The following is a 26,360-nucleotide window of genomic DNA, read 5'->3' on the forward strand; positions in this document are numbered from 1 at the left end:
ACATCCCCTAAATGAAAAAGCTACTACCTAGACGCATAACACTTGAGCATACTAGGGACATCCAGAATCAATGCAATACGACCATCACCGGTAATCGTTGCGCCTGCCATACCAGCAGTACCTTGCAACATTTTTCCTAATGGCTTTATAACAACTTCTTCTTGGCCAACTAATTGATCAACAACAAACCCTACTTCACTCATGCCAACCTGAACAACAACGACGTGAGCTTCGGAAGGTAAATTATCTCGGCTACTTCCTTTAATCAACCAACTCTTAAGATGGAAAATAGGCAGAGTTTTACCTCTAATAACAACGACTTGCTGACCATCTACGACGTTGGTTTTTTTCAAATTAAGGTGGAATATTTCATTCACACTGACCAACGGGAACGCAAATGCCTGATCAGACAAGGTCACCATCAAGGTAGGCATAATCGCCAACGTTAAAGGCACTTTGATAATAAAGCGAGAGCCTTGACCAAGTACCGACTTAATGTCTAACGTGCCATTAAGCTGAGATATTTTGGTTTTCACCACGTCCATCCCAACACCACGTCCGGACACATCGGTTATCTCTACTTTTGTAGAGAAGCCTGGCGCAAAGATCAAATTAAACGCTTCTTCGTCAGACAATCTTTCTGCTGCGTCAGCTTCCATCAATCCTTTTTCAACCGCTTTTCTACGCAATAAACTCGGATCCATACCGGCGCCATCGTCTTCGATAGACAACAGAATATGATCACCTTCTTGCTCAGCAGATAAAATAACGGTCCCCATTCGAGGCTTGCCACTTGCCTCACGCACATCTGGCGCTTCAACACCATGATCTACTGAGTTTCGCACCAAGTGAACCAAAGGATCCGCTAACGCTTCAACCAAGTTTTTGTCTAGATCTGTTTCTTCACCACGAAGCACGAGGTTAACCTCTTTCTTCATACTCCGAGCAAGATCTCGAACCACTCGTGGGAAGCGACCAAATACCTTTTTGATCGGTTGCATACGCGTCTTCATTACCGCATTTTGCAAATCGCCCGTCACTACATCTAAATTGGCAACGGCTTTGCCCATCGATTCGTCTTCACTTTGAAGCCCCAATCGAACAAGTCGGTTACGAACCAACACCAGCTCACCCACCATGTTCATGATATCGTCTAAACGCTTAGTATCAACACGAACGGTGGCTTCTTGAGTAACGGGGGAATTAGCCGTTTTCTCTTTTACACCATCCATTTCTGAATCATGTGGATCAGACATTTTAGGTTCAGGTTTAGCTGCTGGCTTAGGCTCAACTTTCGCTTTTGGCTTAGGCGCTGGCGCTGATTTTGCCTCAGCCTTGGGCGCAGATGAGGCAGATTTTGTTGCCTTATCTTTGCTTTGCAGGCTGTCTAAAAGGGATTCAAACTCATCTTCCGTGATCAAGTCTGACTCAGCACCAGCCGACTCGTCCTTAACAGATTTATCTGTCGTGGATTTCGGTTTCTCTGCTTTATCAGTACTCGTCGTCTTTTTAGTAGAAGAACCACCTTCACCATGAAGTTTATCAAGCAACTCCTCGAACTCATCTTCCGTTATTTCATCTGAAGGAGTATTCGACTGCGCTTTTTCATCTTGGCTATCATTTATGCCAGGCGCACCACTTCCATGAAGCTGGTTTAACAACGCATCAAATTCGTCTTCAGTGATTTCATCGTCAGACTTTGGCTCTGCCTGACGTTTATCAGTAGCCTCATCTGCAGAAGTGTCACCAAGCGCATCCAACAATGACTCGAACTCATCATCAGAAATGTCAACAGATTCATTAGAGCTAGACGACGTATCTTCATCGTCCTCTTCTTCTATCTCATCTTGTTCTTCAGCAACATCGTCAATGTCATCAAGTGCATCCGTCTCTTCTTTCCCGGCAAGCTCTTCCGCTGTTGGAGGTTTTGCGTATACGCTCAACGCAGCAATCAGTTCTGGAGACGCACGCTCTGGCTCAGCACCAGCACGTACTGCATCAAACATTTCGTTCACAGCATCGAGTGCCTGTAGAACAATATCCATTAAATCAGAGTCTATTTTACGCTGCCCGTTTCTTAAAATATCAAAAACGTTTTCAGCATAATGACAACAATCAACCAACGCAGTTAACTGTAAAAAACCCGCACCGCCTTTGACGGTGTGAAAGCCACGAAAAATCGCATTCAATAGCTGTTTGTCATTAGGGTTTTGCTCTAAATCTACTAGCTGTTCGGAAAGCTGTTCTAGAATTTCACCAGCTTCTACCAAAAAATCTTGTAGAATCTCTTCATCGACCTCGAAACTCATCCTCAGCTCCTTCTAGAAACCAAGACTTGATAGCAAGTCGTCTACTTCGTCTTGACTATTCAGTACTTCAGGGTTGTTTTGTTTATTAATAGCTGGGCCATGTCCACGAGTGTCATCGTGTTCAGACTTTTTCTCTTGATGTTTAATTCCGGAGATACTATCAACGCGTCCAGCAACAGCAACGAGATGCACAAGTTTGTCTTCTACATCCCGAATTAAATCATTCACTCTAGCGATAACTTGACCAGTGAGGTCTTGATAACCTTGCTCTAGAAGAATTGTGTTGAGGTTTGAATGCAAGGTGGTGGCACTTTCATCAGCATATGACAAAAACACATCAATACGCTTATATAAGTCTCTAAACTCTTGTGGCGTTAAATCACGTTGAATTAACCGACTCCAGTCTTTTCGCAGCTCTCTCGCCTGATTTTGCAATTCACTGGCTACAGGAACACTACTGTCTACCATATCCATGGTTTTATTAGCAGCTGCACTAGTCGTTTCAATAACATAATTTAATCGATCTGACGCGTCGGTAATTTTAGTGGCAGAATCATGCCCATCCTCACCAACCACCAGATCCATTGAATCAATTTGAAAATCACGAATAGCATCATGCAGACTTCGAGTCAAACAACCCACTTCGTTGTAAAAGCTATTATGACGAGCCTCGCTCAACTCTTGGATTATTTTAATCGCCCCACTAAAGTCACCGACTTCAATGTGATTCAAGAGCTCTACCGCACCGTCTTTTACTAGGCTTTCAAATTCTACTAGTCCAGATCCCAATACATTTGACATCTAAATTCCCTATTTAGCAGCGTCTATGCGTTCGAATATCTTCTCAATTTTTTCTTTGAGAGCCACTGCGGTAAACGGTTTAACAACATAACCATTCACTCCAGCCTGAGCCGCAGCAATAATCTGATCACGCTTTGCTTCTGCCGTTACCATTAGAACAGGAATACTTTTCAGTTTTTCATCAGCCCGAACTGCACGAAGCAATTCAATTCCTGTCATACCTGGCATATTCCAATCAGTCACAAGAAAGTCAATTGTCCCACCTTGAAGTATAGGTAAGGCTGTCGTTCCATCATCTGCTTCGACTGTATTGGTAAACCCTAAATCCCGCAGCAAGTTTTTAATGATTCGTCTCATTGTCGAGAAGTCATCAACAATCAGGATCTTCATGTTTTTATCCAATGCAACCTCCACACCCCAAAGGTAATATTTCACAACTCATAATTAATCTCGCCAATCACTTAACCGAGCTCTCAATCTCATCGCCGCTTGGCTATGAATTTGACTCACTCTTGATTCACTGACACCTAATACAGCACCAATTTCTTTCAAGTTAAGTTCTTCATTATAATAAAGAGACAAAACCAACTTTTCCCTCTCCGGTAAATTATCAATTTCTTGTGCCAATTGATGCTGAAACCCTCCTTCCTCCACTAAGGAATAAGGTGCGTTTTCAACTTCCGGATCTACACTTTCTAAATTACTTGTATCAGAGTCTAGCATTTCTTCATAGCTAAACAACTGCGTCGACATAGAGGATTGAATCATTTCGTGATATTCCTCAATGCTTATCTCCATGTGAGCAGATACTTCCATATCAGACACTTCACGACCCAGCCTTGCCTCTAACTCTTTAATCGCATGAGCCACGGCTCTACCGTTTCGCCGCACTGAACGGGGAGCCCAATCACTTTTGCGCACTTCGTCCATGATCGAACCGCGGATGCGAATACCAGCATAGGTCTCAAAGCTCGCCCCCTTGGTTGACTCAAAACGCTTATACGCTTCAATTAGCCCCATCATGCCAGCTTGAATTAAGTCGTCAATATCAACGCTGTCGGGAAGACGCGCCAATAAGTGGTAAGCAATTTTTTTTACCAAATACCCATACTGCTCAACAATCGCATCAATCGAAAGCGTCGCTTTTTTAGAGTATGTGTCATATCCATTTTTGGTCTGCATAAAATAGTCTAAGCAACCTTTACCATTTAAGTTAGTTGCGCTAACTAACTGTACTACATAGTTTGGCGCAACGCTTTCAGTAATAACAAAATTTTACTAACTACCATACTTTAGTGACCCATAAAGCTGACTGTAATGCTCCGCAGTATAAACCGCCCGACTAATCAGGTTATGTGCCCTAGCTGGCTCAATATCATCCGGAATTCTTTGACCATCCGCTATATAGACAACAGGCAGACCTTCCTCAATAACTACACTAATCGCTTCACCAAGTGAAGCAGATTCGTCTAACTTACTTAAAACACAACCATCCAACTGAATTTGAGAATACACCTCAACCACTGTCTTCAATACTTGTCTCTGACTTGTGCAAGGCAACACCAGCAATTTTTTAAGGCTTGCTCTCGCACGCTTCATCATCAAGAGCTGCCTTTCGAGATTAGAATCTCTTGGATTCATACCCGCGGTATCAACAAGCACTAAAGAATAATGTGCATATTTTGCTAACACCTCATTTAAATCTGAATATTCATTAACCACTTCAACAGGAACATTTAAAATGCGACCAAAGGTTCTTAGCTGCTCATGAGCGGCGATCCTGTAAGAATCTGTGGTAATCAACACCACCCCATCAGAGCCATGCTTCAAAACGTGCTGAGCCGCAATTTTACCAATGGAGGTTGTTTTGCCAACCCCAGTAGGCCCCATAAAGGCAATACACCCCTTGAGCTCTGAAGAACTTGAGCGAACCGGAATGTAATCGGCTAAATGCGCAAGCAAACGATTCCAATCATCTTCTCGACCTTTTAAATCGATATCGTCGATTAAACGTGAGACAACAAATTCTGATAATCCCAGACCTTTTAGTTTTTCACGCGCTCGCAATTCGATGATATTTTCTTTTGGTTCCGCTCGACTCTCTGCCTGCTGACGCTGCTCGAGCATCGCTCGTACATTTTTTAACTCTAACTCCATGTCACGCAGCTGTTTGGCGCTATCGTTATTACGTATGGACAAGGTTTCTTCTAGAACAGGGTCTTCTTTATCATTGGATAAAGGCGGCATTTCAAACTGTGTTATTGGACGCTTAATCGCTTGAGGAGGTGCATTATCTGCTGGCGGAGTCTGTAATTTTGCTTTTTCTATACGCTCTAAGTAATCTGCGCTAGGGTCAGCATATTTATCAGGATGAGGCGTTGCTGGGCGCTTCGAGGTCATACTCGAAGGCAAAGAGCCGTCATAGTCCAAAGCGGCGACAATTTCTATCTCGCCAGTAGGCAGACGCTGATTTGACAAAATGACCGCATCAGGGCCAACAGCATCGCGAACCTTCCGTATCGCTTGCCGCATGTCAGGTGCTCGAAACCGCCTAATTTGCATGAATAACTTAATCCTTACAGTGTATTTTTCTTACAAATCCATAGCTTACCCGAAAGATCCAAATAAATATAGACACAATACATCACGTCAATAGCTAGTTTTTATTGGCCAATGACTCCTACCACAGTGATGCGTTTATGATCAGGCACTTCTTGATAAGAAAGAACGGACATATTGACCATACCATAACGCATAAAACGCGCCAACATTGGTCGTATGGGCGCAGATACGATCAAAATAGGCGTATTCCCCATTGCCTCTTGCTGTTCAGCAGATTGTCGCAACGACGTCTGTAATTGCTCAGCCATTTTGGGCTCTAAAATAAGCGCCTCTTCGTTTTTAATCCCCGATTGCTGACTCTGTTGCACCGTTTGCATTAGCATTTTCTCCAGCTGAGGCTCCAACGTCAAAACCGGAATCTCTTCCACACCATCCGCCAACGTTTGAATAATCAGCCTTGATAAAGACGTTCGCACTGCCGCTGTCAATATCATAGGATCTTGTGTTTTAGGCTGAACCCCCATAATGGCTTCTGCAATAGTACGCATATCCCTCAGCGGCACCCCTTCGATCAACAAATTCTGCAATACTTTTAACAGCACACTAAGGGGCACGGTATTCGGCACAAGCTCTTCTGCTAACTTAGGGTTGTATTGTTTTAGCAAGCTGAGCAATTGCTGAACTTCGTCATGACCAATCAGTTCGTAGGCATGCTTATGCATAATTTGATTAATGTGCGTCGCCACAACCGTACTCACATCCACCACGGTGTACCCATAGGTTTGCGCCTGATCTCGTTTCTTAGGATCGATCCAAACGGCATCGAGCCCAAACGATGGGTCTTTGCCTGCAATCCCATCAATTTTGCCAAACACCTGTCCAGGATCAATCGCCAAATCTTTATCGGGATGCACTTCGGCCTCAGCCAAACTCACCCCCATCAGGGTCACTCGATAAGCATTTGGCATTAAATCCAAATTATCACGAATGTGTACACTTGGTACTAAAAACCCCAAATCCTGAGAAAGCTTTCTGCGCACACCTTTGATACGCGCCAGTAGTTCACCACCTTGGGTTTTATCAACCAGTGGAATCAGGCGATACCCGACTTCCAGCCCCAACATATCCACAGGTGCCACATCGTCCCAGCTCAGATCTTTGGCTTCGGCAGGCATTGGATTGTCAGACGTTGCTTTGCTAGAACTTTTTTGCCCCTGCGTGGACTTTTTCTTTTTGTTGTATTCAAGAAAATAAGCCAAGCCTCCCAAGCACGCCGCTAGAGATAAGAAAGAAAAGTGCGGCATACCAGGCACAATCCCCATAATCGTCATGACACCTGCCGCGACATACAAGGCTTTGGATGAACCAAACATTTGACGAACAATTTGCGAGCCCATATCGCCAGACTCATTGACACGAGTCACCATGATGGCCGCCGCAGTAGACAACATTAGAGACGGCAATTGCGCTACCAAGCCATCACCTATCGTCAACAACGAATAAATCTCAACAGCCTCTCTAAAAGAAAGACCATGCTGCGCCATCCCGATGGCCAAACCACCGATAATGTTAATGCCCAGTATCAACAAACCAGCAATGGCATCCCCTTTAACAAATTTTGAAGCACCGTCCATAGAGCCATAAAATTCTGCTTCGGAAGCGATTTCCATCCGTCGTTGCTTTGCTTGTTCAGCATCGATCATACCGGCATTAAGGTCTGCATCAATCGCCATCTGTTTACCGGGCATAGCGTCCAAAGTGAAGCGTGCACTCACTTCGGAGATACGACCCGCACCTTTCGTTACAACGGCGAAGTTAATAATCATCAAAATAGCAAAGACCACAAAACCAACAACGTAGTTACCACCAATGACGACTTCACCAAATGCCTGAATAACCTTACCAGCCGCATCACCACCTTCATGACCATCCAGCAGTACAACACGCGTTGAAGCTACGTTTAAGGCCAACCTCATCAGTGTTGAGACCAGCAAGACGGTTGGAAAAACAGCAAAATCCAAAGGACGAAGGGAATACACAGCCACCAGCAGCACGACGATGGCCAAGGCAATATTGAAGGTGAACAGCACATCGAGCAAAAAAGCTGGAATGGGTAAAATCATCATCGCCAAAAGCGATAATAACAAAATAGGAATACCTAAATTCCCACTAAAAATCCCTTGAACTTGTCCTGTAAGCCGACCACGGTCAAAGTTCACACGGCATTCCTATGAAAAAACAAAACATAATTAACGACCATCCCACTGAAACTCATCAGGCACATCTAAATTTGGCATTGATTCAGGCCTTGGAGCGCCAGTACGGGCATTACGCAATTGATATACATATGCCAATAACTGAGCCACCACTTTAAATAGCCCCTGCGGTATTTCATCACCTATTTCGGTATGATGATAAATTGCCCGCGTCAACGCTGGGGATTGTATCACAGGGATATCATAGTGATTGCCCACTTCACGAATTTTCAACGCAATAAAATCACCACCCTTGGCAAGCAATATCGGAGCGCTTCCACCAGTTTGATCGTATTTTAACGCCACAGAAAAGTGTGTCGGGTTGGTGATAATAACATCCGCATTGGGCACATCCGACATCATCCTGTTCATGGCGGCTTGCCGCTGCATCTGACGAATACGCCCTCTCACTAAAGGGTCACCTTCTTGTTGCTTAAACTCATCTTTCACTTCCTGCTTGGTCATTTTGAGCTTTTCTTTATGAGACCAAACCTGAAAAGGCACATCAATCGCAGCAATTAATGCCAAGGCGAGACTGACAAAAATAAAAGACCAAATAACAATATCAACACCATGAGCAATCGATAATTCAATAGATTGAAAAGTAAGCCCCAGTGTTTCTAATAAAAAATAGTTGAGCACCAAATAAGACACGACACCAACCAATGTCACTTTGGCAATCGCCTTTAAAAGCTCAACCAAAGATTGCACAGAAAACATTCTTTTTAAGCCAGCTATTGGGTTCATTTTACTGAGTTTGGGCAGCAAGGGTTCCCAAGAAAAATTGAGGCCACCTAAAGCAATACTCCCAACGATACCAGCAACCGCTAAAACAGACATAAGCAGAATCATTGAGTCCATCATAGCCACAACAGACTCATAAAGATGAAAAATCATCCGACTCAGGTCAAACACATCTTCTCGCGCAACCAAGAAATTAAAGTCAAAGATAACCGCCAAATCTCGAACCAATAAAGTACCGGTTCCATACAAAGTGACTGCTGCGACAATCAATAGCAGAGCCGAACTTAAATCTTTCGATCGGGCAATGTTGCCCTTATCACGTGCATCCTGAAGCTTCTTACTACTGGCACCTTCGGTTTTTTCGCTGCCATCTTCGTTCTCAGCCATTTAACTGGATCCCCCATGTTGTTTTCATCCAGTCGATCATTTCTGCAAAAAACAACAAATAGATATTCAAAAAATCATCCAACATAATCCAGAAAAAGAACAATGAAAATAGCATGATAATCGGAAAACCCAGTGCAAAAATATTCAACTGAGGAGAAGCCTTAGCCACGATTCCAAATGACAAGTTAATCACCAATACAGCAATAGCCAAAGGCATCACAATAAGCAAGGCTTTTTCAAACATCCACCCACCTAACAACACCAATTGCCAATAGCGCTGACTATCAAAGCCACCACCAATCGGCCAGTAAGTAAAACTCTCTGCTAGATACTCTATCATCACTAAATGCCCGTTCGTACCCAAAAAGGCCAGTGCGACCATCGACAAATAATACTGACCAAGTGTGGCAACAGAAATACCGTTCGCCGGGTCGTTAGACATTGCAAAGCCCAATCCCGCTTTCATTGCTGCCAACTGACCTGCTAGGGAAAACAGTTGGAACAAAATCGTCACCACAAAACCCAGTACAAAACCAATCACCAACTGCTCAGCAATCAACACAATATAAGCAGGTGAAATTGGGTCATAATCAGGCACTTCGATGACTGGAGTAATAATGATGGCAACAACGAATGAAAACGCAATACGCACCCTAGGACTGACCAGACGACTGCCAAACAGAGGAAGTGCCATAAAAAAGGCGCCAATACGAAAAAATGGCAAAAGGAAACTGATCGTCAAATTGAGCAGCTGATCAGGATAAATCTCTAACATCAGCCTATTATCGTGGGAATATTAATGAATAAACTGGTCGTAAAGTCCATCAGCTTCGTTAAAATCCATGGACCTAACTGCATAATAACCAAAATGGTCACAATTAATCGAGGCAAAAAAGACAAGGTTTGCTCGTTAATTTGAGTCGCGGCCTGAAAGACACTGACAATTAAACCAACAAGCAAACTAGGCATCATCACCACACCAACAATCAGCACAATGAGATAAAAACCTTGCCCATATAAATCTAGTACTACTTGAGGATCCATAATTAAATCCCAAAACTCGCCGCTAAAGTACCCATAATCATAGACCAACCGTCAACCATCACAAAGAGCATGATTTTAAAAGGCAAAGAAATAATAATCGGCGATAACATCATCATACCCATTGCCATCAACACACTCGCCACCACCATATCGACGATCAAAAAAGGAATAAAAATCATAAAACCAATCTGAAAGGCGGTTTTCAGCTCACTGGTCACAAAAGCAGGCATCAATATGGTGAAAGGAAGTTCCTCCATGGATTGAATTGTGCCCTCTCGGCCGGCAAGCTTCACAAAAAGCGCAATATCATCTTCCCTAGTTTGCGCCAACATAAAATCCCGAACAGGAACAGACGCGGCCTCAACAGCTTGAATGGAAGTCATTTCTTCTTTTAGATAGGGCTGTAAAGCCACTTCATTCACTTTATCCAATGTCGGCGTCATGATGAAAAGCGTTAAAAACAGCGCCATACCTATCATAATTTGGTTAGATGGTGTCTGCTGTAAACCAATCGCTTGACGCAAAATAGCCAACACAACCACGATACGGGTAAAAGACGTCATCATCATTAACGCGGCAGGCAAAAGCGTTAATGCGGTCATAATAAATAGAATCTGCAGTGAAACGCTGTAATCCTGACTGCCGTCAGGGTTGGTTACCACTGTTACCGCAGGCAACCCTACTTCCGCCCATGACAATACCGGAAAGGCTATTAAAAAGAGTAGTGCATAACGAATCACAGACTATCCCCATTACTCTTATTGTCAGGCGTGTTTTCTCTATCGACTTCTTCCATCATAGAAGCAAACGACTTACCTTTAGGTGAAAAACTTCTCAAATGAGTAATTGATTGTGGCGTCACGCCAATCAATAAACGCTCCCCCTCAACTTCAACTAGCATCAGTTTTTCTTTTGTACCTAAAGATTGAACATTTACAATTTTTATCTCAGATTGCCCCAACTTCATCTGGGCAAACTGAAAGCGCTTCATCAACCAAAGACAAGCGGGTATGAAAGCAATAACAACAATCAAAGAAATGACAATTTTCCAAATAGAGGAAGCCACAAACATCTCTTGCATACCTGCGGCATAAAGAGAAGAGAAAGCCATAGAAGATATGGCAACAAAAACACATCGGATAAGAAAAGAAAAAATCAATGGCTACTACTTAAGTCGTCGAATTCGCTCACTAGGACTCACAACATCCGTTAAACGAATGCCGTACTTATCATTCACTACTACTACCTCACCGTGTGCAATCAAAGTACCGTTTACCAGTACATCCAACGGTTCCCCAGCAAATCGATCCAGCTCAACAACAGAACCCTGTGTCAACTGCATTAAGTTACGGATAGCAATTTCGGTATTCCCCAATTCCATTGAAAGCACTACAGGAATGTCCATAATCAAATCAAGATCTGACCCGACACCACCAGTTGGCACAGAGGGGTTAGACAATGTTTCAAGCTTCACTGGCTCAACTTTTTGCTCAGACATAGCAGCAGCCCATTCATCCTCAAGTTCTTCACCATCATTAGCGTCACCAGACTCCGACATCGCTGCCGCCCACTCATCCGCTAAATCGTCATCCATCCCTGCTGCATCTGGATTTTGTTCTTCTGCCATGTTATTTCGCTACCTTCGTTTTAAAACTTTCTTTCATTTGCACTGAATAACGCTCATTACTCACACCCAACTTGCCTTTGAACGTTGGCACACCATTGGCCCTAACGGTGACAAACTCCGGCATTTCTATCGGAATGATATCACCCGCTTTAAATTTTAGTACCTCACCAAGTGAAATTTTCCGATTGGCGACATTGACTGATAATTTAACATCAATGTCTTTTACATCCTGCTCCAACGATTTACCCCAGCGATCATCTTTTTCATCGACATCACTCTGCACCCCCGCATCCAATAACTCCCTTACCGGCTCAATCATTGAGTAAGGCAACGTAATGTGTAGCTCTCCACCACCGCCATCTAATTCTATATGGAAAGTAGATACCACGACGACTTCACTTGGACTTACGATGTTTGCCATCGCTGGATTCACTTCTGAACTAATGTATTCCAGTTCTAACTTTAGCACAGGTGCCCAAGCCTCAGTGAGATCCTTAAAGACCTGTTCAAGCATCAATTGCACAATACGAATTTCTGTCGGCGTAAATTCTCGCCCTTCGATTTTAGCGTGACGACCATCACCACCAAAAAAATTATCCACCAATTTAAACACTAGCTTAGCATCGAGTATGAAAAGCGCGGTACTTCTTAAAGGACGAAACTTCACCAAATTCAAACTGGTCGGTACATAGAGCGTATGAACGTATTCACCAAACTTCATAACCTGAAGACCGCCTGAGGATACATCCGCTGTACGCCGCAACATATTAAACAAACTAATACGAGTATAACGCGCAAAGCGTTCGTTGATCATCTCCAGGGTGGGCATGCGCCCACGTACAATGCGCTCTTGACTGGTAATATCGTAAGATGCCACACCGTTAGCATCTCGATTATCCTCTTCCGCTGGCTTTTCATCGGCACCATGTAAAAGCGCATCGATTTCATCTTGGGATAATAAGTCTTGAGCTGACATAATCTTATTGCATCACAAAGTTAGTAAATAATACGGCATCAATACCACCCTGCCCTGTTTCTTGCTCTAGAATACCGTTGATGGCATCAAGAGCCGCCGTTTTTAAAGCAACTTTGCCCTCAGCAGTTTGCAACTCGTCAAATGACTGACTGGAAAAAAGCAAAACAAGACTGTTACGAATCAGTGGCATATGTAAGGTTACCGCGTCAACTTGCGAGGCATTTTTTGACTTAACAGTCATATTAAGCTGTACGTATCGCTGACGACCTTCGACCATAAAATCTATGGTAAAAGCCGGGGCCAAATCCAAATAAATAGATGGCTCATTCGCTAACGCTGCGGCTTCCGCTTCAGCAGAGCTTCCACCACTACTCGGCCCACTCAATAAAAAAAAGTAGGCAGCAGCTCCTCCTCCCATTAAAACAAGAAGAAGGGCGACAATAATAATGAGCTTTTTCTTACTACCCGATTTCCCTTCTTCTGCACCAATATCTAAACCATCTTCAGCCATATCAACAAACCTTAGGTATATCAAATTCTTTCTATAAAACGAACGCTTATAGCATCCTTATTCTCGAACAGCACTCTATTCTACAAAGAATCATACGCAGCACCATCAATTTCTCGTAAGTTTACGCATAGTAGTCAACACCCGAGGCAGAAACATAAGAAACATTGTTCGTAACTGACTCATTCTCAAGATCATCATTGGCAGCTATTCCACCTTGATTCGCACCACTATTTCGGTAGTTTCCACGCTCCTGTGCACCCGACGTATCCTGTTGTGACACATCAACATCCGCTCGACTTAAATCCATACCTTGTTGCGCTAACATTTCACGCAGCCGTGCCATTTGACCTTCTAGTAAATCCCTCGCCTGGGGCGTCGCGGCAATAAAACTCACTTGAGTGTTTGAGTCACTGTCTACCGAAATTTTCACTGTGAGGCTACCAAGCTCGGGGGGGTCCAATCGAATATGCGCGGTATGACCACCATCACGGGCAATCCAAGCCACTTTTTGCGTCATTTCTCCGGCCCATCCTGGGTGCCCAGGCGGCACACTCATTGCCAGGTTCTGCTGTGGATTTTGTGCCGCAACCGTGGCCGCGGCCACTCCCACAGCGGCTCGACTAGCATTATTTTGCAAAGAACTATTTAAACCACCTGCAGCATCATCTACGGCCTTACCATCCAGCTGCGCAGACATGCGACCTATCATCGCTTCCTGTTCTTTCTTACGCAATTCAATTGGCTCATTGATTAACACGCCATCCTCCCCTAACAAAGTCTCTGCAGAGTCCGTCGTGACCTCGGAAGATAAAGAGGTATCAGTCGCAGAGCTCAATAAAGCAGATGGAGCGACGTCTGCGCGACTTTCTTTATTAGCCACATTAACCAAAACACCTGCCGCTAAAGCCGCTGAAGCGGTTTTCCCCGCGTCTAATACCGCACCTTCTGCTGTCGCTTCTTTTGGCACAGCCTTAAGCGCCGACGCGTCCATTTGAGACAACACCCAAGATAACTCACCATTACCCTGTTCTAAAGACGGATCAAGAACACTATTATCGGCATCAACAAGTGGCAGGCTGGCTTTGCCTAACAGCTCCGACGGCATTTGCTTGACGGCACCGCTGCCTAATACGCCCTCACTACCAGCCACCGCTCCCGACACTACAACCAACCCCGTCGCTTCCTTTTGCCCCACCAAAGAATCGTCCATCCCCGGAACATTGTCACCAATTGGCAACGCAGAGAGGGGATCAACATCTACTTTTTGCGACTCTTTAGGCCCACGTTGCCATTCGTTTGATTCAGGCTGCCATTCGTTTGATTCAGGCTGCCATTTTTTTGATTCTGGCTGCCATTCTTTTACTCCAGATAAAGGGGCAACTGACGCTTCAGCAGACACACTGGCACTTTGATCAGGTAATTTTTCACCTTCAAGCTGCAAAGCCTTGCCGCTTTCAGTCGTCGAATTTGTCACCGTGACGGTGTCATCCGAAGACCCTGATGCTGAATCAGCGCCTTTGCTTTCACCCTTAACCGATGAGGAAGCTTGATGTGTGGATGTTGTGGATGTGAGAGAAGATTCCGAAGAGGATGGCGTCGATGAAGCCTCGCTAGAGGCCGAAGAATCATTCGCTATTGGGTCTTTTTTCGCACTGCGAGCGTCTTTCGCATGATTAAAATCTTTTGCAAAAGCAGCACCGCTTTCTGAGGAAGCTTTAGCCAAGGCTGCTTTTTTAGGTGGTACACTTGGCGATAAAGACAATACTGTATTTGAATCTGTACGCATAATTTTCTCCGACAATGGAGAACAGTATGCAATTGCAAGGCCAATTTAATTGCTGACCTTATTTAACTATCCAGCCCCACTTGCCAATCATAATAAGCGGTCACAGCTCGCCCACCCTTGGTAAACTCCAACTTAGAGCAAAGCTGATCCAATAAAGCCAAACCGCGATTATACAATAATTCCGTATTGGATATATCGAAATTCACGCTCTTAAAATCAAACCCTGAGCCACTGTCTTCAACATACAAAACAAGTGATCGGCAATGATGGTCCGACGTTACTTTGACTGAAATCTTCACATATCCATTGGTCAGTTTAGCCAGACGACTTTCACGTTCCTCATAATATTCAGAGAAACCATCACTTGAACTTTTCTTTTCTGAATTAAGCTGCAAAACACCGTGTTCAAGGGCATTTGAGTACAACTCCGATAAGATCATGAATATCTGACTAGAAAAACTACTTAGCCCTGGCACGGTCGTCAAAATTTGCAACACGTAAGGCAAAGGATCTGTATTGCGTAACGAGTCGGCGTTTAAAACATATTCAAAGGAAAAGTCAGCAGGGGCTTCATGGTGCGCTTGTAAATATCCCCCTTCTAAAGAATCAATACCAATACTGGCATCCAGACGAACGCTAAGACAGGAAATATCATCATGGGGATTTTTCAATACTCCTTCTTTTTCTAATTGCTCAATCAACCAATCCACCGAACGGTCTGCATCAACATGACCATGGTAAAGAGGTGTGAGCACAGAATGGCAAAACATTTGTCCAGAGACATCCAGTGCTTCATAAACGCCATCCGAAAACGCCATTAACCTATCACCAGGAGAAAAGGAAACGGCTTCGATCTGAGACTCAAAGGCATCAGGAGACAAGACACCTAAAGGCAAATTTTTTGAAGTGAACCTGACGGGCTGCTTCGTGTTTTTAGAAAAAAACAACACATCTGGCAAACCACCATTCCATATTTCAATGCTTTTATTATTAACTTTAATATCAATAAACACCGCACTGCAGAACATATTGGCAGGTAAAACCCGCTTCAGACGCGCGTTTATCTCGGGAATAATCTGTCGCATCAAAAATCCCTTCTTAGTCCAATCAAAGAAAATATCAGCGAGAGGTAACGCACCAATGGCGGCCGAGAGCCCGTGTCCCGTAAAATCCCCTAACAATAGATGCATTCCGCCATTAGGCTTGTAAGCCGCCAGAATAACATCGCCATTAAAAGTATGTGTTCCATAATGAAAAGTCGATAGCGCTGGATCTTCCAAACAATTCGAGTGCGTTATATTTTCATAGACGACTTTTGCTATGTCCTGATCATTCAGCAACTGTTCATTATACGTTCGCATCGCATCACGCTGCTCTTCGAGAGTTTTTTGCATGACCAACAAACGCACAATAGCATTTAATTTTGCGGTAATAAGTGCAGGACTGTAAGGCTTAGAAATAAAGTCTGTCCCCCCAATACGCAAACAATTAGACAAGGCAATAGGATCGGACACACCAGAAAGAAAAATGATAGGAACAAACACGTCGCCAGCAATACGCTGAATTTCAAAGGCCGCCTCCCAACCATCCTTGTAAGGCATTTTAATATCCAAACAAACCAGCTGAATAGTGTGAGGATCAAACTTATCAATCGCATCCTGACCATCAACAGCAGACACTACCTTGTGACCAAATTGACTTAAAATAGCTTTTAATAAAATACGGTCAGACGGGTTATCATCTGCAATCAATACGGTTAAAATTTGCTCCATACAACATTACTCAGTGATATCAAAAAGGCGATGGAAGTTTGCAATTTTAAGAATGTCTATCACAGCCCCATTAGCATAAAGCAAACGAACCTGAGCCTTATCTCCACCCGCGTGATCCCTTAACAACAACAACATACCAAGAGCAGAACTATCTAAATAACTCACATCTGCCAAATTTACGTCATAAGACGTGGCTATAGTCACACTCGTAAAGGCTTCTTTAAACATTTTATGACAGCTGTAATCGAATCGACCATTTACTTTAATAGTCAGGCATCGTGTTGTTTTATCAAAAAAGCTTTCAACCACAGCATACTCCTTAAACCAGAGAGGAAGATTACAACCCACGCCACTCATCGTTAGATTTTTTTATTGATGCCTCTGCGTCTACCTCAATAGAAACATCAGCAGGCATTTTTTCCACCAAATCATGAATACGCTCAATCATCTCAGAGACAGACTCCCTGGCTCTTTCCAAACGTGCTATGCCTACGCTACGGTCTGACTCCAACAAAGACAAGGTCGAAGCGGCCATAGACTTCATACCCTCAATTTGCTCTTGAACCTGACTAATATCATGCTCTATATCAACAGCGAAGCGACGGCGAACAGTTTCGCTTTCTCCTTCCGTTGCAGCAAGACTATTTAACACACCTGCGCGCACTTCATTCAGATAACGATCCACCTCGCCTAACAAAAACACATCGGATGAGAGATCTTTCTCAACCAACGCCAAACGTTGCAAGACCAATTCATAACCCAATATAAAAGAGTCTCTAACCTGCCCCGAAAGCCAAGCCATTGCATTCAGCTCAGCCTTCACACTATCAAGAGCGAAAGGATTCACCGAAACAACCTCTTTAACCGATGCCTCATTGTGATCTGTTTTTTCGTCAAGTAGGGATGCTATTTGTTGTAGTTTAGTAATTTTTTCAATGGAATTTGTTCGTACTGAGGCGGCATTAAGCAAATCGAATAGTGAGGTGACTTTTCGACGCACCGCCTCTAAAGAGACCGCAAAACTTGCATAAGGAGAGTCTTGGCGCAAAACACGAATAGGCGCATTCCATACATCTTGCCCAAGTAATTTCAAACTCTGGTGCAAGACATCCAATTCCGCGATGTCTGATTTTGAGCGAATAACAATAAAACGTTGCAAGTTCTCCACTTCAACGGCTCTATCAACCCCAAAAGACGCAACACTTAACCAGTACACACCACCTGATAGATTTAACTTTAATGCTTCATCAGACAATAAAATCGAATCCGCAATACGTTCGCCTGTCGGATCATCTAGTCCCGCATCGATACCAAACAAAGATTCAAACACAGCCGTGTTGCGGAACCACAGGCGTTCAGCCCCAGCACTCAGCCAAGCGATATCACCCTGTAGGTTGGTGACCAAAAACGGCTCATCAACTTTGGCCAAGGCTTTTTCGATTAAGTTGAGATTGTCACTTTGTTGCTTGATATCGAAATCTCGCGATGCCAATTCGTTATCTACCAAATGACTTAAATCGGTAAATTCATCAACCACATTACGGGGCGGAAGTGCTGAAACATGACCGCGTTTTCGATGATCAACCACATAATGCAAAGTAGAAAACCCAGAACGCAACTGCCGACCAAAGCGAATAGACAAGGCCAAAATAACCATAGCAAGCACTAAGAAGAGCGCAATATGAATCCAAATTAACTGCTCGGCAAATACTTGACGCTCATACTCGACATCAACACGAATTTCTAGCAAAGCATCGCTCACCGCCTCTAACGTTTCAAAAGCACGATAAACCGAACGCCGCTCTTCATTCGTCAAAGAGGAAGTGTTCAGCTCCCTCTGCGATAACGTCTCCAATAGCGCAAAGGACGATGAAATATCTGCTCCAAGACTCGACTCAAAACGTTTGAGATTGAGCTCAATCAACTGATATTCACTGACCAAGACCTGATATAGGTAACTCGGGGAGTAAAAAGAATCATTATTGGCGTCATGAGCTTGGCGATCTTCCACCAGCAACCACTGCAGCCAATGCTCCTCTGCACTGTGCACCAAACTCAATAGTTCACTCAACTTTCCTTGCTGAGCATTCTGTCGCTCTAAGTTGCCATTCACTAGAAAATACATGCCAGCAAAAGTCGATAACAACACAAACAACACAATAACAACACCTTTCTGCAAGCCACTAATCAGCTCTTTCCGTGGTGCACCAAATGGTAAATGTCGTGTATTCATAATCTATAATCACTTTTAAACTAATGATAAAGAGGCTGATAATCCAGCAACAAAAGACAAAAAATTCTTCTTATCAATAATCACTGCATCCTCTTGTAAGGACATCCAATGACGTTTCTCAGCGCTGTAACAAAACTGCTCAAGAGGCAAAGCAAACTCTCGAACGTAACGAGCCTCTGGTAACGATTCGCACCAATCACAACACCAAAAAGGCAACACAATGGATTCCCCCATCCTATCAAGAATCATGGAAAAACTTGCTTTCCCACCTGAAGGCCCGAATCCATCACTTACAAAATCTTTCGAGAGCACTTTATCAAAACAATGACCGTCATGAATAATGAAAGATTTCGAACGGAATGTATCTTCGTCAATATGCACAGCAGAAAAAGGCTTCTGGTATGGCAATATCGCCAACACCAATTCCGCTTCCACCCAAAACATCCTGCCATAGACCTTGCCAAAATAATAACCATTCTTAGCAAAGCCTAGTGAATTGTCTTTTCCAGACCCACTAATCGCTGCGGGTAGACTATCAGAACGGCACAACCAAGGCTCTATCAGCGGACGATTCTCTCGACTCAGCCAAACATTTTTTACCCACGCTCGCGGTGTCGACATAACGGAACACACACCTTCTACTTCACAAATAGCGAAATAAGGCAATGCAAAGTATTGTCCTCCCTGCCTAACCACCAAAACTTGATCAATGTACTGGGGCAACAAACAAAACGCCGTCTCGATAGAACGCAATAAACATGCCGTCAACACCACTTCAGCCTCAACATCAGCGGCCACACTAAACAATAATAATGCACCGTGAGTACGCAAATCGCACTCAGTAACCGTATATGTACCAAGGCATTCTTCACGATCAAATACAAAACGTCCGAAACTGGTATCCAGTTCGTATAAAAAACACGCTAAAAAGTCACGCCCTAATCGACTTAGATAAGTCATTTCTGAATGCCTCTGCTCTGGCAAACAGGACCCAATATAAAAGGCTCCACCGTGGCGCAAAGGAAAGCATTTGGCATTGTCATCCAGCTTAATCAGTGCGTTGTCATTCGACATCGGCACCAAACGATCCGGCGACTCAAGGATACACTCGTCAGATGCGAATAGTCTGTTAAAAGGCTGATAGAATAGACGCTCAAATGTCTTTTCATACGCGCCTAACAACCGATAACGGGCATCCCGTTGCATTGATGAATGCTGAAAAATCGGCAAAAAGCTTAATTCACATAACGCTCTTAAAGACATATCCTCATTAACTGACGCTATTTGCCATTGTAATTGAGGATATTTCCTCTGAAGCCAATCCAGCGACTGCGCAGTGGTTAACCTAAACAGTCCTTTCAGCGCTCCTTCTTGGACAGCATCCAAATCAAAAGACACTCGTCCAGCGCCAGCAAGCGCCTCCAAATAAGCATCCACACCCACAGATTCAGCTTGCCTAACGTTGAATCGAGCTAGATAACTTACTTGACTAGGTAGTACCGTTTCTTCATTAATAATAGACAACACATCTTGCCAACAAGAACGCTCAACAAGCAACAGATGATACAGTGGCTCTGCACGACCTTCACCGAACTGACCCGCTATCGCTACTTGAGCAAGTGCATCAGCTGAAGACAAAAGCGCCTTATGGTAACGCGCCACATAGGGCGAGCCAGATACCAGAAGTTGCTCCGTCGCCGCTATTAGAGAAACAAGTCGCTGATGATAAAGCGAATCAGAGAGGGAGGCCTGAGTGTTTTTTTGGAAAGATAAGAGCGCTAAGTGAAGTGCTTTTAAACCACGCAGGGGAGAATGGGCATAGTCGTACAACGCCTTTTCTATCTCCGAAATTGGCAAAGACAAATCGATGATTCCATTATCCTGTCGAGCCATATTTCACCCTAGCAATAGGCTAAGCAGTTATGATAAATAACGTTTTAAGACTCGTTACATAGAGTCTAAAAAACGCCGCATGGCAAATTCGTCACTCTGACGTTGCTCTTGTTTTGCCTCAACCGCTAATTCGGCTTTGTGGCTTTTCTCTTTCAACCAGTCCATACTTTTGGTTTTCGTACGAGTTTGCAACCAGCGGCGCATACTCATATCCGCTTGCTGCTCCGCTCGACCCACTGCCGCTTCTTGCTGAACAATAGCCTGCTGAACCCGGTCTACGAAGTGCTGATAATTGGTCGTCAGGTACGCACTTAATCCAAGGAGGTTACGCTCTGATTCATATTGCCCTGCGTAATCTTTTAACTCATTCAACTTTTGCAGATCATGTTGCACTTTTGCTTTGTCGCGAGCAAGCTGCTGGGCGGCGACATCCTCTTTGCGTTTAGCAAGATCGACTAAAATTTGCATCCGACGGGATTTCTTCATTCCCCTCCCCCTATATAGACCTCATTAAGCAAGTGACAAGCAACGCAAATACAAGAGAAAACAGACCTCTGTGTTGACTGTGCAAAAATCTCTTATGAACGAAATGAATGGTAGACGTTTTTGTCAGCGTTCGTCTACTGCCCTTTTGTCATCGCGGCAACTAACGCGCCTAAGCTTTGATCAATGGTAAAACTTTCTGTCAACGACTGCTGTAAAAAATGACGAATTTCGGGCATTTGTATAATCGCTTGATCCAAGTCTGGATCACTGCCTCTGGCATAGGCTCCTACAGAAATAAGATCCTGATTTTGCTGAAACTTAGAATAAAGCTGCTTCACCCTCATAGCACCATATAAATGATCTTGGCTAACGATATGCGGCATGGCTCGAGAGATAGACGCCTCAATATCAATCGCAGGATAATGACCTTCTTCCGCTAAGCGCCTAGATAACACAATGTGACCATCCAAAATGGCCCTAGCGGCATCTGCAATAGGGTCTTGCTGATCATCCCCTTCCGTCAGAACGGTATAAAATGCCGTCACCGAACCACCACCTTCACAGCCATTACCAGCGCGCTCTACCAGTTGAGGTAATTTAGAGAACACGGAAGGTGGATACCCTTTTGTCGCAGGTGGCTCCCCAACAGACAAGGCTATTTCTCGCTGCGCTTGGGCATATCGCGTCAGAGAATCCATCAGCAACAACACACTCTTGCCTTGATCTCGATAATACTCGGCAATGCGCGTCGCCAGCATCGCCGCTCGTAATCGCATAAGAGCAGAATCATCCGCCGGCGAAGCAACCACAACTGAGCGAGCTAAGCCTTCTTCACCAAGAATTTGGTCAATAAACTCTTTTACTTCTCGCCCCCGCTCTCCGATGAGACCAACAATGGTAATGTCTGCTTCAGTAAATTTTGTCATCATACCAAGCAGCATACTCTTACCGACACCACTGCCAGCAAACAGTCCTAACCGTTGCCCTTTGCCTACGGTTAGCAGGCTATTAATAGCTTTGATGCCAACATCTAAAGGTTCACTGATTGGCTTACGTTGCAATGGATTAATAACATTACCATGCAGTGTCACCGAATCTTTGGTTTTAATGGGCCCCTTGCCATCAAGTGGCTTGCCTAATCCATTCACAACGCGACCTAATAACTCATTCCCCACTGGCATTCTACTGTCCCCAAGTAAAGGACGAACTCGTGCCCCGGGCGATATCCCTTCAATAGCTTCTGTCGGCATTAGGTAAGTCAGGTCACCTGTAAAGCCAACCACTTCTGATTCAACCCAACGATCTTTTCGAACCTGAACAGAACAGCGATCGCCTAAAGCAACCACACAACCTACCGCCTCCATGGTCAAACCAACCATACGGGTAACCTTCCCTTCAAGCTGCGGAGGTAACGCGGAAACGGACACACTGCTGAGTTTATTAAGACGTTCGGAAAGGGTTGGCATGGCAGCTAGCTATCAAGTAATGAAAGGTGACGAAGCTCTTCAAAAACCGCTTCCAGTCTTTGTTCAAGGCGCCCATCAATGTGAAAAGATTTAGAGTCAATGACAAAGCTGCCACTGACAAGTGAATCATCGGCTTCGACTTGCAAAGTGAGTCTGTTTTTCACGCCAAGCTCTTCTAGAACGACAATATCATTTGGGTGTAACCTTAAGCGAATACGCCCTTCATATTCACCAATCTCATTAAAGACTCGAGCTAATTGCTCTTTTAAAACCCGATGACCTTCTTGATGCATTTTCAGCAAACAAACATTTTCGATTATTCTTGTCATAGAGTGATACAAAATATCTTCAGCCGCAGCGCGACTTTCCTCTAGAGGTGAGGTTATTTCTTGCGCAATGTTCATCAGTAGGGCCTCGATAGACTCTAATTGAGTTTGAGCTAACTCTCGAGCCTGCGCCTTTCCCTCTTCAATCCCCAAGAGTCGACCTTCCTCGTGGCCTTTCTCAAAGCCATCAACCTCTCCCTTCGCAAATCCATCGGAATGGCCCTTTTTATGCCCTTCTTCTTCCCCTTGAATAAAACCTTCGTCATAAGCCGCGCTGCGAATTTCTTCTAGCTGAGAAGCCGTAAGTGGCTCATACACCAAAGAGTCCTGATCCACTTCTTCAGTAGTTACGACAGTATCTCTTTGGATAAGTATGGCAGGACCGGAGTGATCACTCGGTGTATTGTTCTCTAAATGAGGGAGCTCCCAACGCTCGTAAGCTGTCAGCTTACGCTCATTTTTTTCTTGTTTATCAGACATACCCTAACTAAACCATCTGCTCACCGCCGCCACCGAGGACTATCTCCCCGTTTTCAGCAAGGCGTCTGGCCACGGCCAATATTTCTTTTTGAGCTACTTCTACTTCACTGACCCGCACAGGACCTTTTGCTTCTAAATCATCCCTCAACATATCAGCCGCACGAGTAGACATGTTTTTGAAAATTTTATCTTGCATATCTGGGTCAGCCCCTTTAAGTGCAAGAATCAAGGTTTCAGATTCCACTTCCCGCAGGATGATTTGGATACCACGATCATCTACTTCTAGCAAATTATCAAAGACGAACATCAAATCCTGAATCGTATTCGCCAAGTCTTCATCCACATCACGAATAGACTCCATCAGTTCAGATTCTACCGAGCTATCGATGAAGTTCATGATGTTAGCCGCGGTTCGAACACCACCAATCGTCGTTGACTGAGTTGAATTATTTCCTGAGAACTGGCGTTCCAATATATTATTTAATTCTTGTAGCGCAGCCGGCTGCACTGTTTCCAACGCCGCCACACGTAACACAATGTCTAAACGTACTCGCTCATCAAAATTGGCAAGGATATCAGCCGCTTGATCAGGGTCTAAATAAGAAATGACAATCGCCTGAATTTGCGGGTGCTCATATCGAATCACATCCGCGACGGCGCGAGACTCCATCCATTTTAGGGTATCCAAACCCGTCGTATTACCGCCCAGCAAAATTCGGTCAATGAGACTGCCCGCTTTTTCTTCACCCAGCGCCTCTCGAAGCATATTTCGAATATACCCATCAGCGCCCAAACCTAACCCCGTTTGGTCACCCACTAACACCAGAAAATCATCCAAGACTTTTTCAACCTGATGGCGCTGAATATTGGAGAGCTGCGCCATCGTTTGACCAATCTTTTGGACTTCTTTTGGCCCCATATGCTTCAAAATTTGCGCAGCGTCCGATTCCCCCAGCGACATCAGAAGTACGGCTGCCTTTTGAACGGAACTTAACTCTGCGCCTTGGTTTTCACTCATTTACTTTCCATTACCCATTGTTTAACCACTTGAGCAACACGCTCTGGCTCTTCTGCTATCAAACCACGAATCGCATTTAACTGGCGATCAATTTTCTCAGGAGAACCGGGCACCAATATATCTTCTGCACTAACAAGAGAGACTTGATCATCTGAAATTTCATCCGTCTCATCGGAAAAAATAGCCGCTTCGGTGTCTTCGGTAACCGCAATCTTATTTTGGTCGCTAAGGGCTTTCAAGATTGGACGAACCACGACCAACAGCAATACAAGTACAAATATACCAACCAAAGTAGGCTGTATTAAACTCAAGAACCACGCCTGCTGATAAAACGGCAACTCAACCTCTGGCTCCTCTGGATCTGGCAAAGCAAAAGGCGAATTAATAACACTCACACTGTCGCCCCGAGATGGATCGTAACCAACGGCATCACGAACCAATAACGTTAAACGCCCAAGTTCATCATCGCTCCACGGTGTTCTCACAACCGCAGAGGTATCAGGGTTCAGGCTGACCAAATCATCCACCACCACCGCCACTGACAGTCGTCTCACCATACCTTGCTGACGCTTGGTGTAACTGATACTTCGATCAAGTTCAAAGTTTCGCGTTGTTTCCTCACGAGACTGTCCATTTGCTCCAGTCGAATTTCCACCTATCGGTGCCCCATTCTCATCGACCGCTTCTGGGATAGTAACTGCCCCAGGAGGCTGATTAGTTAATGCGCCCGGTACACCACTGGTATTGGCGCCAGCCGCACGACTTTCTCTTAACGTTTGCTCACTGCGTAACGCTAATAAATCAGGATTATATTGCTCATCTGTCTTTTCGATAGCGGTAAAATCAACATCTGCTGACACTTCCGCTTTAAAACGCCCCTGACCAATAACTGGCCCAAGAATGTTGTTCACTCGCTGCAATAGAACATCTTCTACCTTACGGGCATAATCAAACTGTTTGCCCGCCACAGACAACTCAGAATCCGTATCTTTTTCCGTCAATAACGTGCCTCGTTGATCAACAACGGTGACATCTTTATCGCTTAACTGGGAAATACTTGACGCCACCAAGTTCACTATCGCTTCCACTTGGCTGCGATCTAAACGTCTCCCAGGATAAAGCTCTAGAAAAACCGATGCGGAAGGTTTGCGAGTGTCTCGAACGAATACCGATTCTTTAGGAATAGCCAAATGCACGCGAGCACTTTTAATGCTCTGTAAACTTGAAATAGTACGACTTAACTCGCCTTCCAAACCGCGACGATAACGCGTTGTTTCGACAAATTGAGAGGTACCGAGCCCCTGTTCCTGATCCATGATTTCCATACCAACAATGTTGTCGGAAACAATGCCAGAACCCGCTAGCTTAAGACGTGCTTGATGGTAATAATCGGCTTCTACCAGCAAAGCGCCGGTATTCTGATCTAGTTTAAAAGGGATATTATTAACACTGAGGATTTCAACAATTTGATCGGCGTTATAGTCCGTAATACTGCTCAAAACGGGCTTATAGTCTGGCCCATTGCTCCATAAAACAGCCGCCAAGCCAATTGCGATAGATGCAGCCAAACCGACCATTAATGCAAGCTGACGGATGACGGTCAACTTGTTAAAGCCAGTCACTAACTCTAAGTAGAGCTTTTGCTCCGATTGTTCTGCAGGGACATTATCCATTAAAAAGCGCC

24 protein-coding genes are annotated in these 26,360 nt (G+C 44.4%); all 24 read right to left on the minus strand.

What is annotated here, in order from left to right:
• Positions 1–23: 23 nt before the first annotated feature.
• Positions 24–2,309 (minus strand): chemotaxis protein CheA, encoded by a 2,286-nt coding sequence (locus tag DK187_RS00575; RefSeq protein ID WP_111605382.1) that lies wholly within the window; start codon positions 2,307–2,309, stop codon positions 24–26.
• 12 nt (positions 2,310–2,321) lie between these two features.
• The gene (locus DK187_RS00580) at positions 2,322–3,110 is read right to left on the minus strand and encodes a protein phosphatase CheZ (protein ID WP_111605383.1); all 789 of its coding nucleotides are present in this window, start codon (positions 3,108–3,110) and stop codon (positions 2,322–2,324) included.
• Between the two features lie 9 nt (positions 3,111–3,119).
• Complete coding sequence (locus DK187_RS00585; RefSeq protein ID WP_204355562.1) at positions 3,120–3,500, minus strand: chemotaxis response regulator CheY; 381 nt, start codon at positions 3,498–3,500, stop codon at positions 3,120–3,122.
• Positions 3,501–3,554: 54 nt separating this feature from the next.
• Positions 3,555–4,292, minus strand: a complete 738-nt coding sequence (locus DK187_RS00590; protein ID WP_111605384.1) for an RNA polymerase sigma factor FliA — start codon at positions 4,290–4,292, stop codon at positions 3,555–3,557.
• Between the two features lie 96 nt (positions 4,293–4,388).
• The gene (gene flhF / locus DK187_RS00595) at positions 4,389–5,672 is read right to left on the minus strand and encodes a flagellar biosynthesis GTPase FlhF (RefSeq protein ID WP_111605385.1); all 1,284 of its coding nucleotides are present in this window, start codon (positions 5,670–5,672) and stop codon (positions 4,389–4,391) included.
• 101 nt (positions 5,673–5,773) lie between these two features.
• Positions 5,774–7,891 carry a flagellar biosynthesis protein FlhA gene (gene flhA, locus DK187_RS00600; protein WP_111605386.1) on the minus strand — a complete coding sequence of 706 codons (2,118 nt, stop codon included), beginning with the start codon at positions 7,889–7,891 and terminating at the stop codon, positions 5,774–5,776.
• 30 nt (positions 7,892–7,921) lie between these two features.
• Complete coding sequence (flhB, locus tag DK187_RS00605; protein WP_111605387.1) at positions 7,922–9,058, minus strand: flagellar biosynthesis protein FlhB; 1,137 nt, start codon at positions 9,056–9,058, stop codon at positions 7,922–7,924.
• On the minus strand, positions 9,051–9,833 hold the full coding sequence (fliR, locus tag DK187_RS00610; protein ID WP_111605388.1) for a flagellar biosynthetic protein FliR: 783 nt from the start codon (positions 9,831–9,833) through the stop codon (positions 9,051–9,053). Before fliR ends, flhB begins: the two co-directional genes overlap by 8 nt.
• Positions 9,833–10,102 (minus strand): flagellar biosynthesis protein FliQ, encoded by a 270-nt coding sequence (gene fliQ, locus DK187_RS00615; RefSeq protein ID WP_111605389.1) that lies wholly within the window; start codon positions 10,100–10,102, stop codon positions 9,833–9,835. Before fliQ ends, fliR begins: the two co-directional genes overlap by 1 nt.
• Before the next feature lie 2 nt (positions 10,103–10,104).
• Entirely contained in the window at positions 10,105–10,842 is a 738-nt protein-coding gene (fliP, locus tag DK187_RS00620) for a flagellar type III secretion system pore protein FliP (protein WP_111605390.1), read from the minus strand.
• Positions 10,839–11,174, minus strand: coding sequence for a flagellar biosynthetic protein FliO (fliO, locus tag DK187_RS00625; RefSeq protein ID WP_223232391.1), 336 nt, complete (start codon positions 11,172–11,174; stop codon positions 10,839–10,841). Before fliO ends, fliP begins: the two co-directional genes overlap by 4 nt.
• A gap of 93 nt (positions 11,175–11,267) precedes the next feature.
• Complete coding sequence (gene fliN / locus DK187_RS00630) at positions 11,268–11,729, minus strand: flagellar motor switch protein FliN (RefSeq protein ID WP_111605391.1); 462 nt, start codon at positions 11,727–11,729, stop codon at positions 11,268–11,270.
• A 1-nt stretch (position 11,730) separates the two neighbouring features.
• Complete coding sequence (gene fliM / locus DK187_RS00635; RefSeq protein ID WP_111605392.1) at positions 11,731–12,705, minus strand: flagellar motor switch protein FliM; 975 nt, start codon at positions 12,703–12,705, stop codon at positions 11,731–11,733.
• Between the two features lie 4 nt (positions 12,706–12,709).
• The gene (locus tag DK187_RS00640; protein ID WP_111605393.1) at positions 12,710–13,216 is read right to left on the minus strand and encodes a flagellar basal body-associated FliL family protein; all 507 of its coding nucleotides are present in this window, start codon (positions 13,214–13,216) and stop codon (positions 12,710–12,712) included.
• A gap of 121 nt (positions 13,217–13,337) precedes the next feature.
• Positions 13,338–15,002, minus strand: a complete 1,665-nt coding sequence (locus DK187_RS00645; RefSeq protein ID WP_111605394.1) for a flagellar hook-length control protein FliK — start codon at positions 15,000–15,002, stop codon at positions 13,338–13,340.
• Between the two features lie 62 nt (positions 15,003–15,064).
• Complete coding sequence (locus DK187_RS00650) at positions 15,065–16,774, minus strand: fused response regulator/phosphatase (protein ID WP_111605395.1); 1,710 nt, start codon at positions 16,772–16,774, stop codon at positions 15,065–15,067.
• A 6-nt stretch (positions 16,775–16,780) separates the two neighbouring features.
• Positions 16,781–17,083 (minus strand): STAS domain-containing protein, encoded by a 303-nt coding sequence (locus tag DK187_RS00655; RefSeq protein WP_223232218.1) that lies wholly within the window; start codon positions 17,081–17,083, stop codon positions 16,781–16,783.
• Between the two features lie 28 nt (positions 17,084–17,111).
• Entirely contained in the window at positions 17,112–19,007 is a 1,896-nt protein-coding gene (locus DK187_RS00660) for a hypothetical protein (RefSeq protein WP_111605397.1), read from the minus strand.
• 15 nt (positions 19,008–19,022) lie between these two features.
• Entirely contained in the window at positions 19,023–20,900 is a 1,878-nt protein-coding gene (locus DK187_RS00665; protein WP_111605398.1) for a hypothetical protein, read from the minus strand.
• Positions 20,901–20,954: 54 nt separating this feature from the next.
• Positions 20,955–21,386, minus strand: a complete 432-nt coding sequence (gene fliJ / locus DK187_RS00670) for a flagellar export protein FliJ (protein ID WP_111605399.1) — start codon at positions 21,384–21,386, stop codon at positions 20,955–20,957.
• Positions 21,387–21,520: 134 nt separating this feature from the next.
• Positions 21,521–22,852, minus strand: a complete 1,332-nt coding sequence (gene fliI, locus DK187_RS00675; RefSeq protein WP_111605400.1) for a flagellar protein export ATPase FliI — start codon at positions 22,850–22,852, stop codon at positions 21,521–21,523.
• Between the two features lie 5 nt (positions 22,853–22,857).
• Positions 22,858–23,658 carry a FliH/SctL family protein gene (locus DK187_RS00680; RefSeq protein WP_111605401.1) on the minus strand — a complete coding sequence of 267 codons (801 nt, stop codon included), beginning with the start codon at positions 23,656–23,658 and terminating at the stop codon, positions 22,858–22,860.
• A gap of 7 nt (positions 23,659–23,665) precedes the next feature.
• Positions 23,666–24,676, minus strand: a complete 1,011-nt coding sequence (gene fliG / locus DK187_RS00685) for a flagellar motor switch protein FliG (protein WP_111605402.1) — start codon at positions 24,674–24,676, stop codon at positions 23,666–23,668.
• Positions 24,673–26,349 (minus strand): flagellar basal-body MS-ring/collar protein FliF, encoded by a 1,677-nt coding sequence (gene fliF, locus DK187_RS00690; protein ID WP_111605403.1) that lies wholly within the window; start codon positions 26,347–26,349, stop codon positions 24,673–24,675. Before fliF ends, fliG begins: the two co-directional genes overlap by 4 nt.
• Positions 26,350–26,360: the final 11 nt, after the last annotated feature.

The sequence above is a fragment of the Marinomonas arctica genome, from assembly GCF_003259225.1.
GTDB classification, from domain to species: domain Bacteria; phylum Pseudomonadota; class Gammaproteobacteria; order Pseudomonadales; family Marinomonadaceae; genus Marinomonas; species Marinomonas arctica.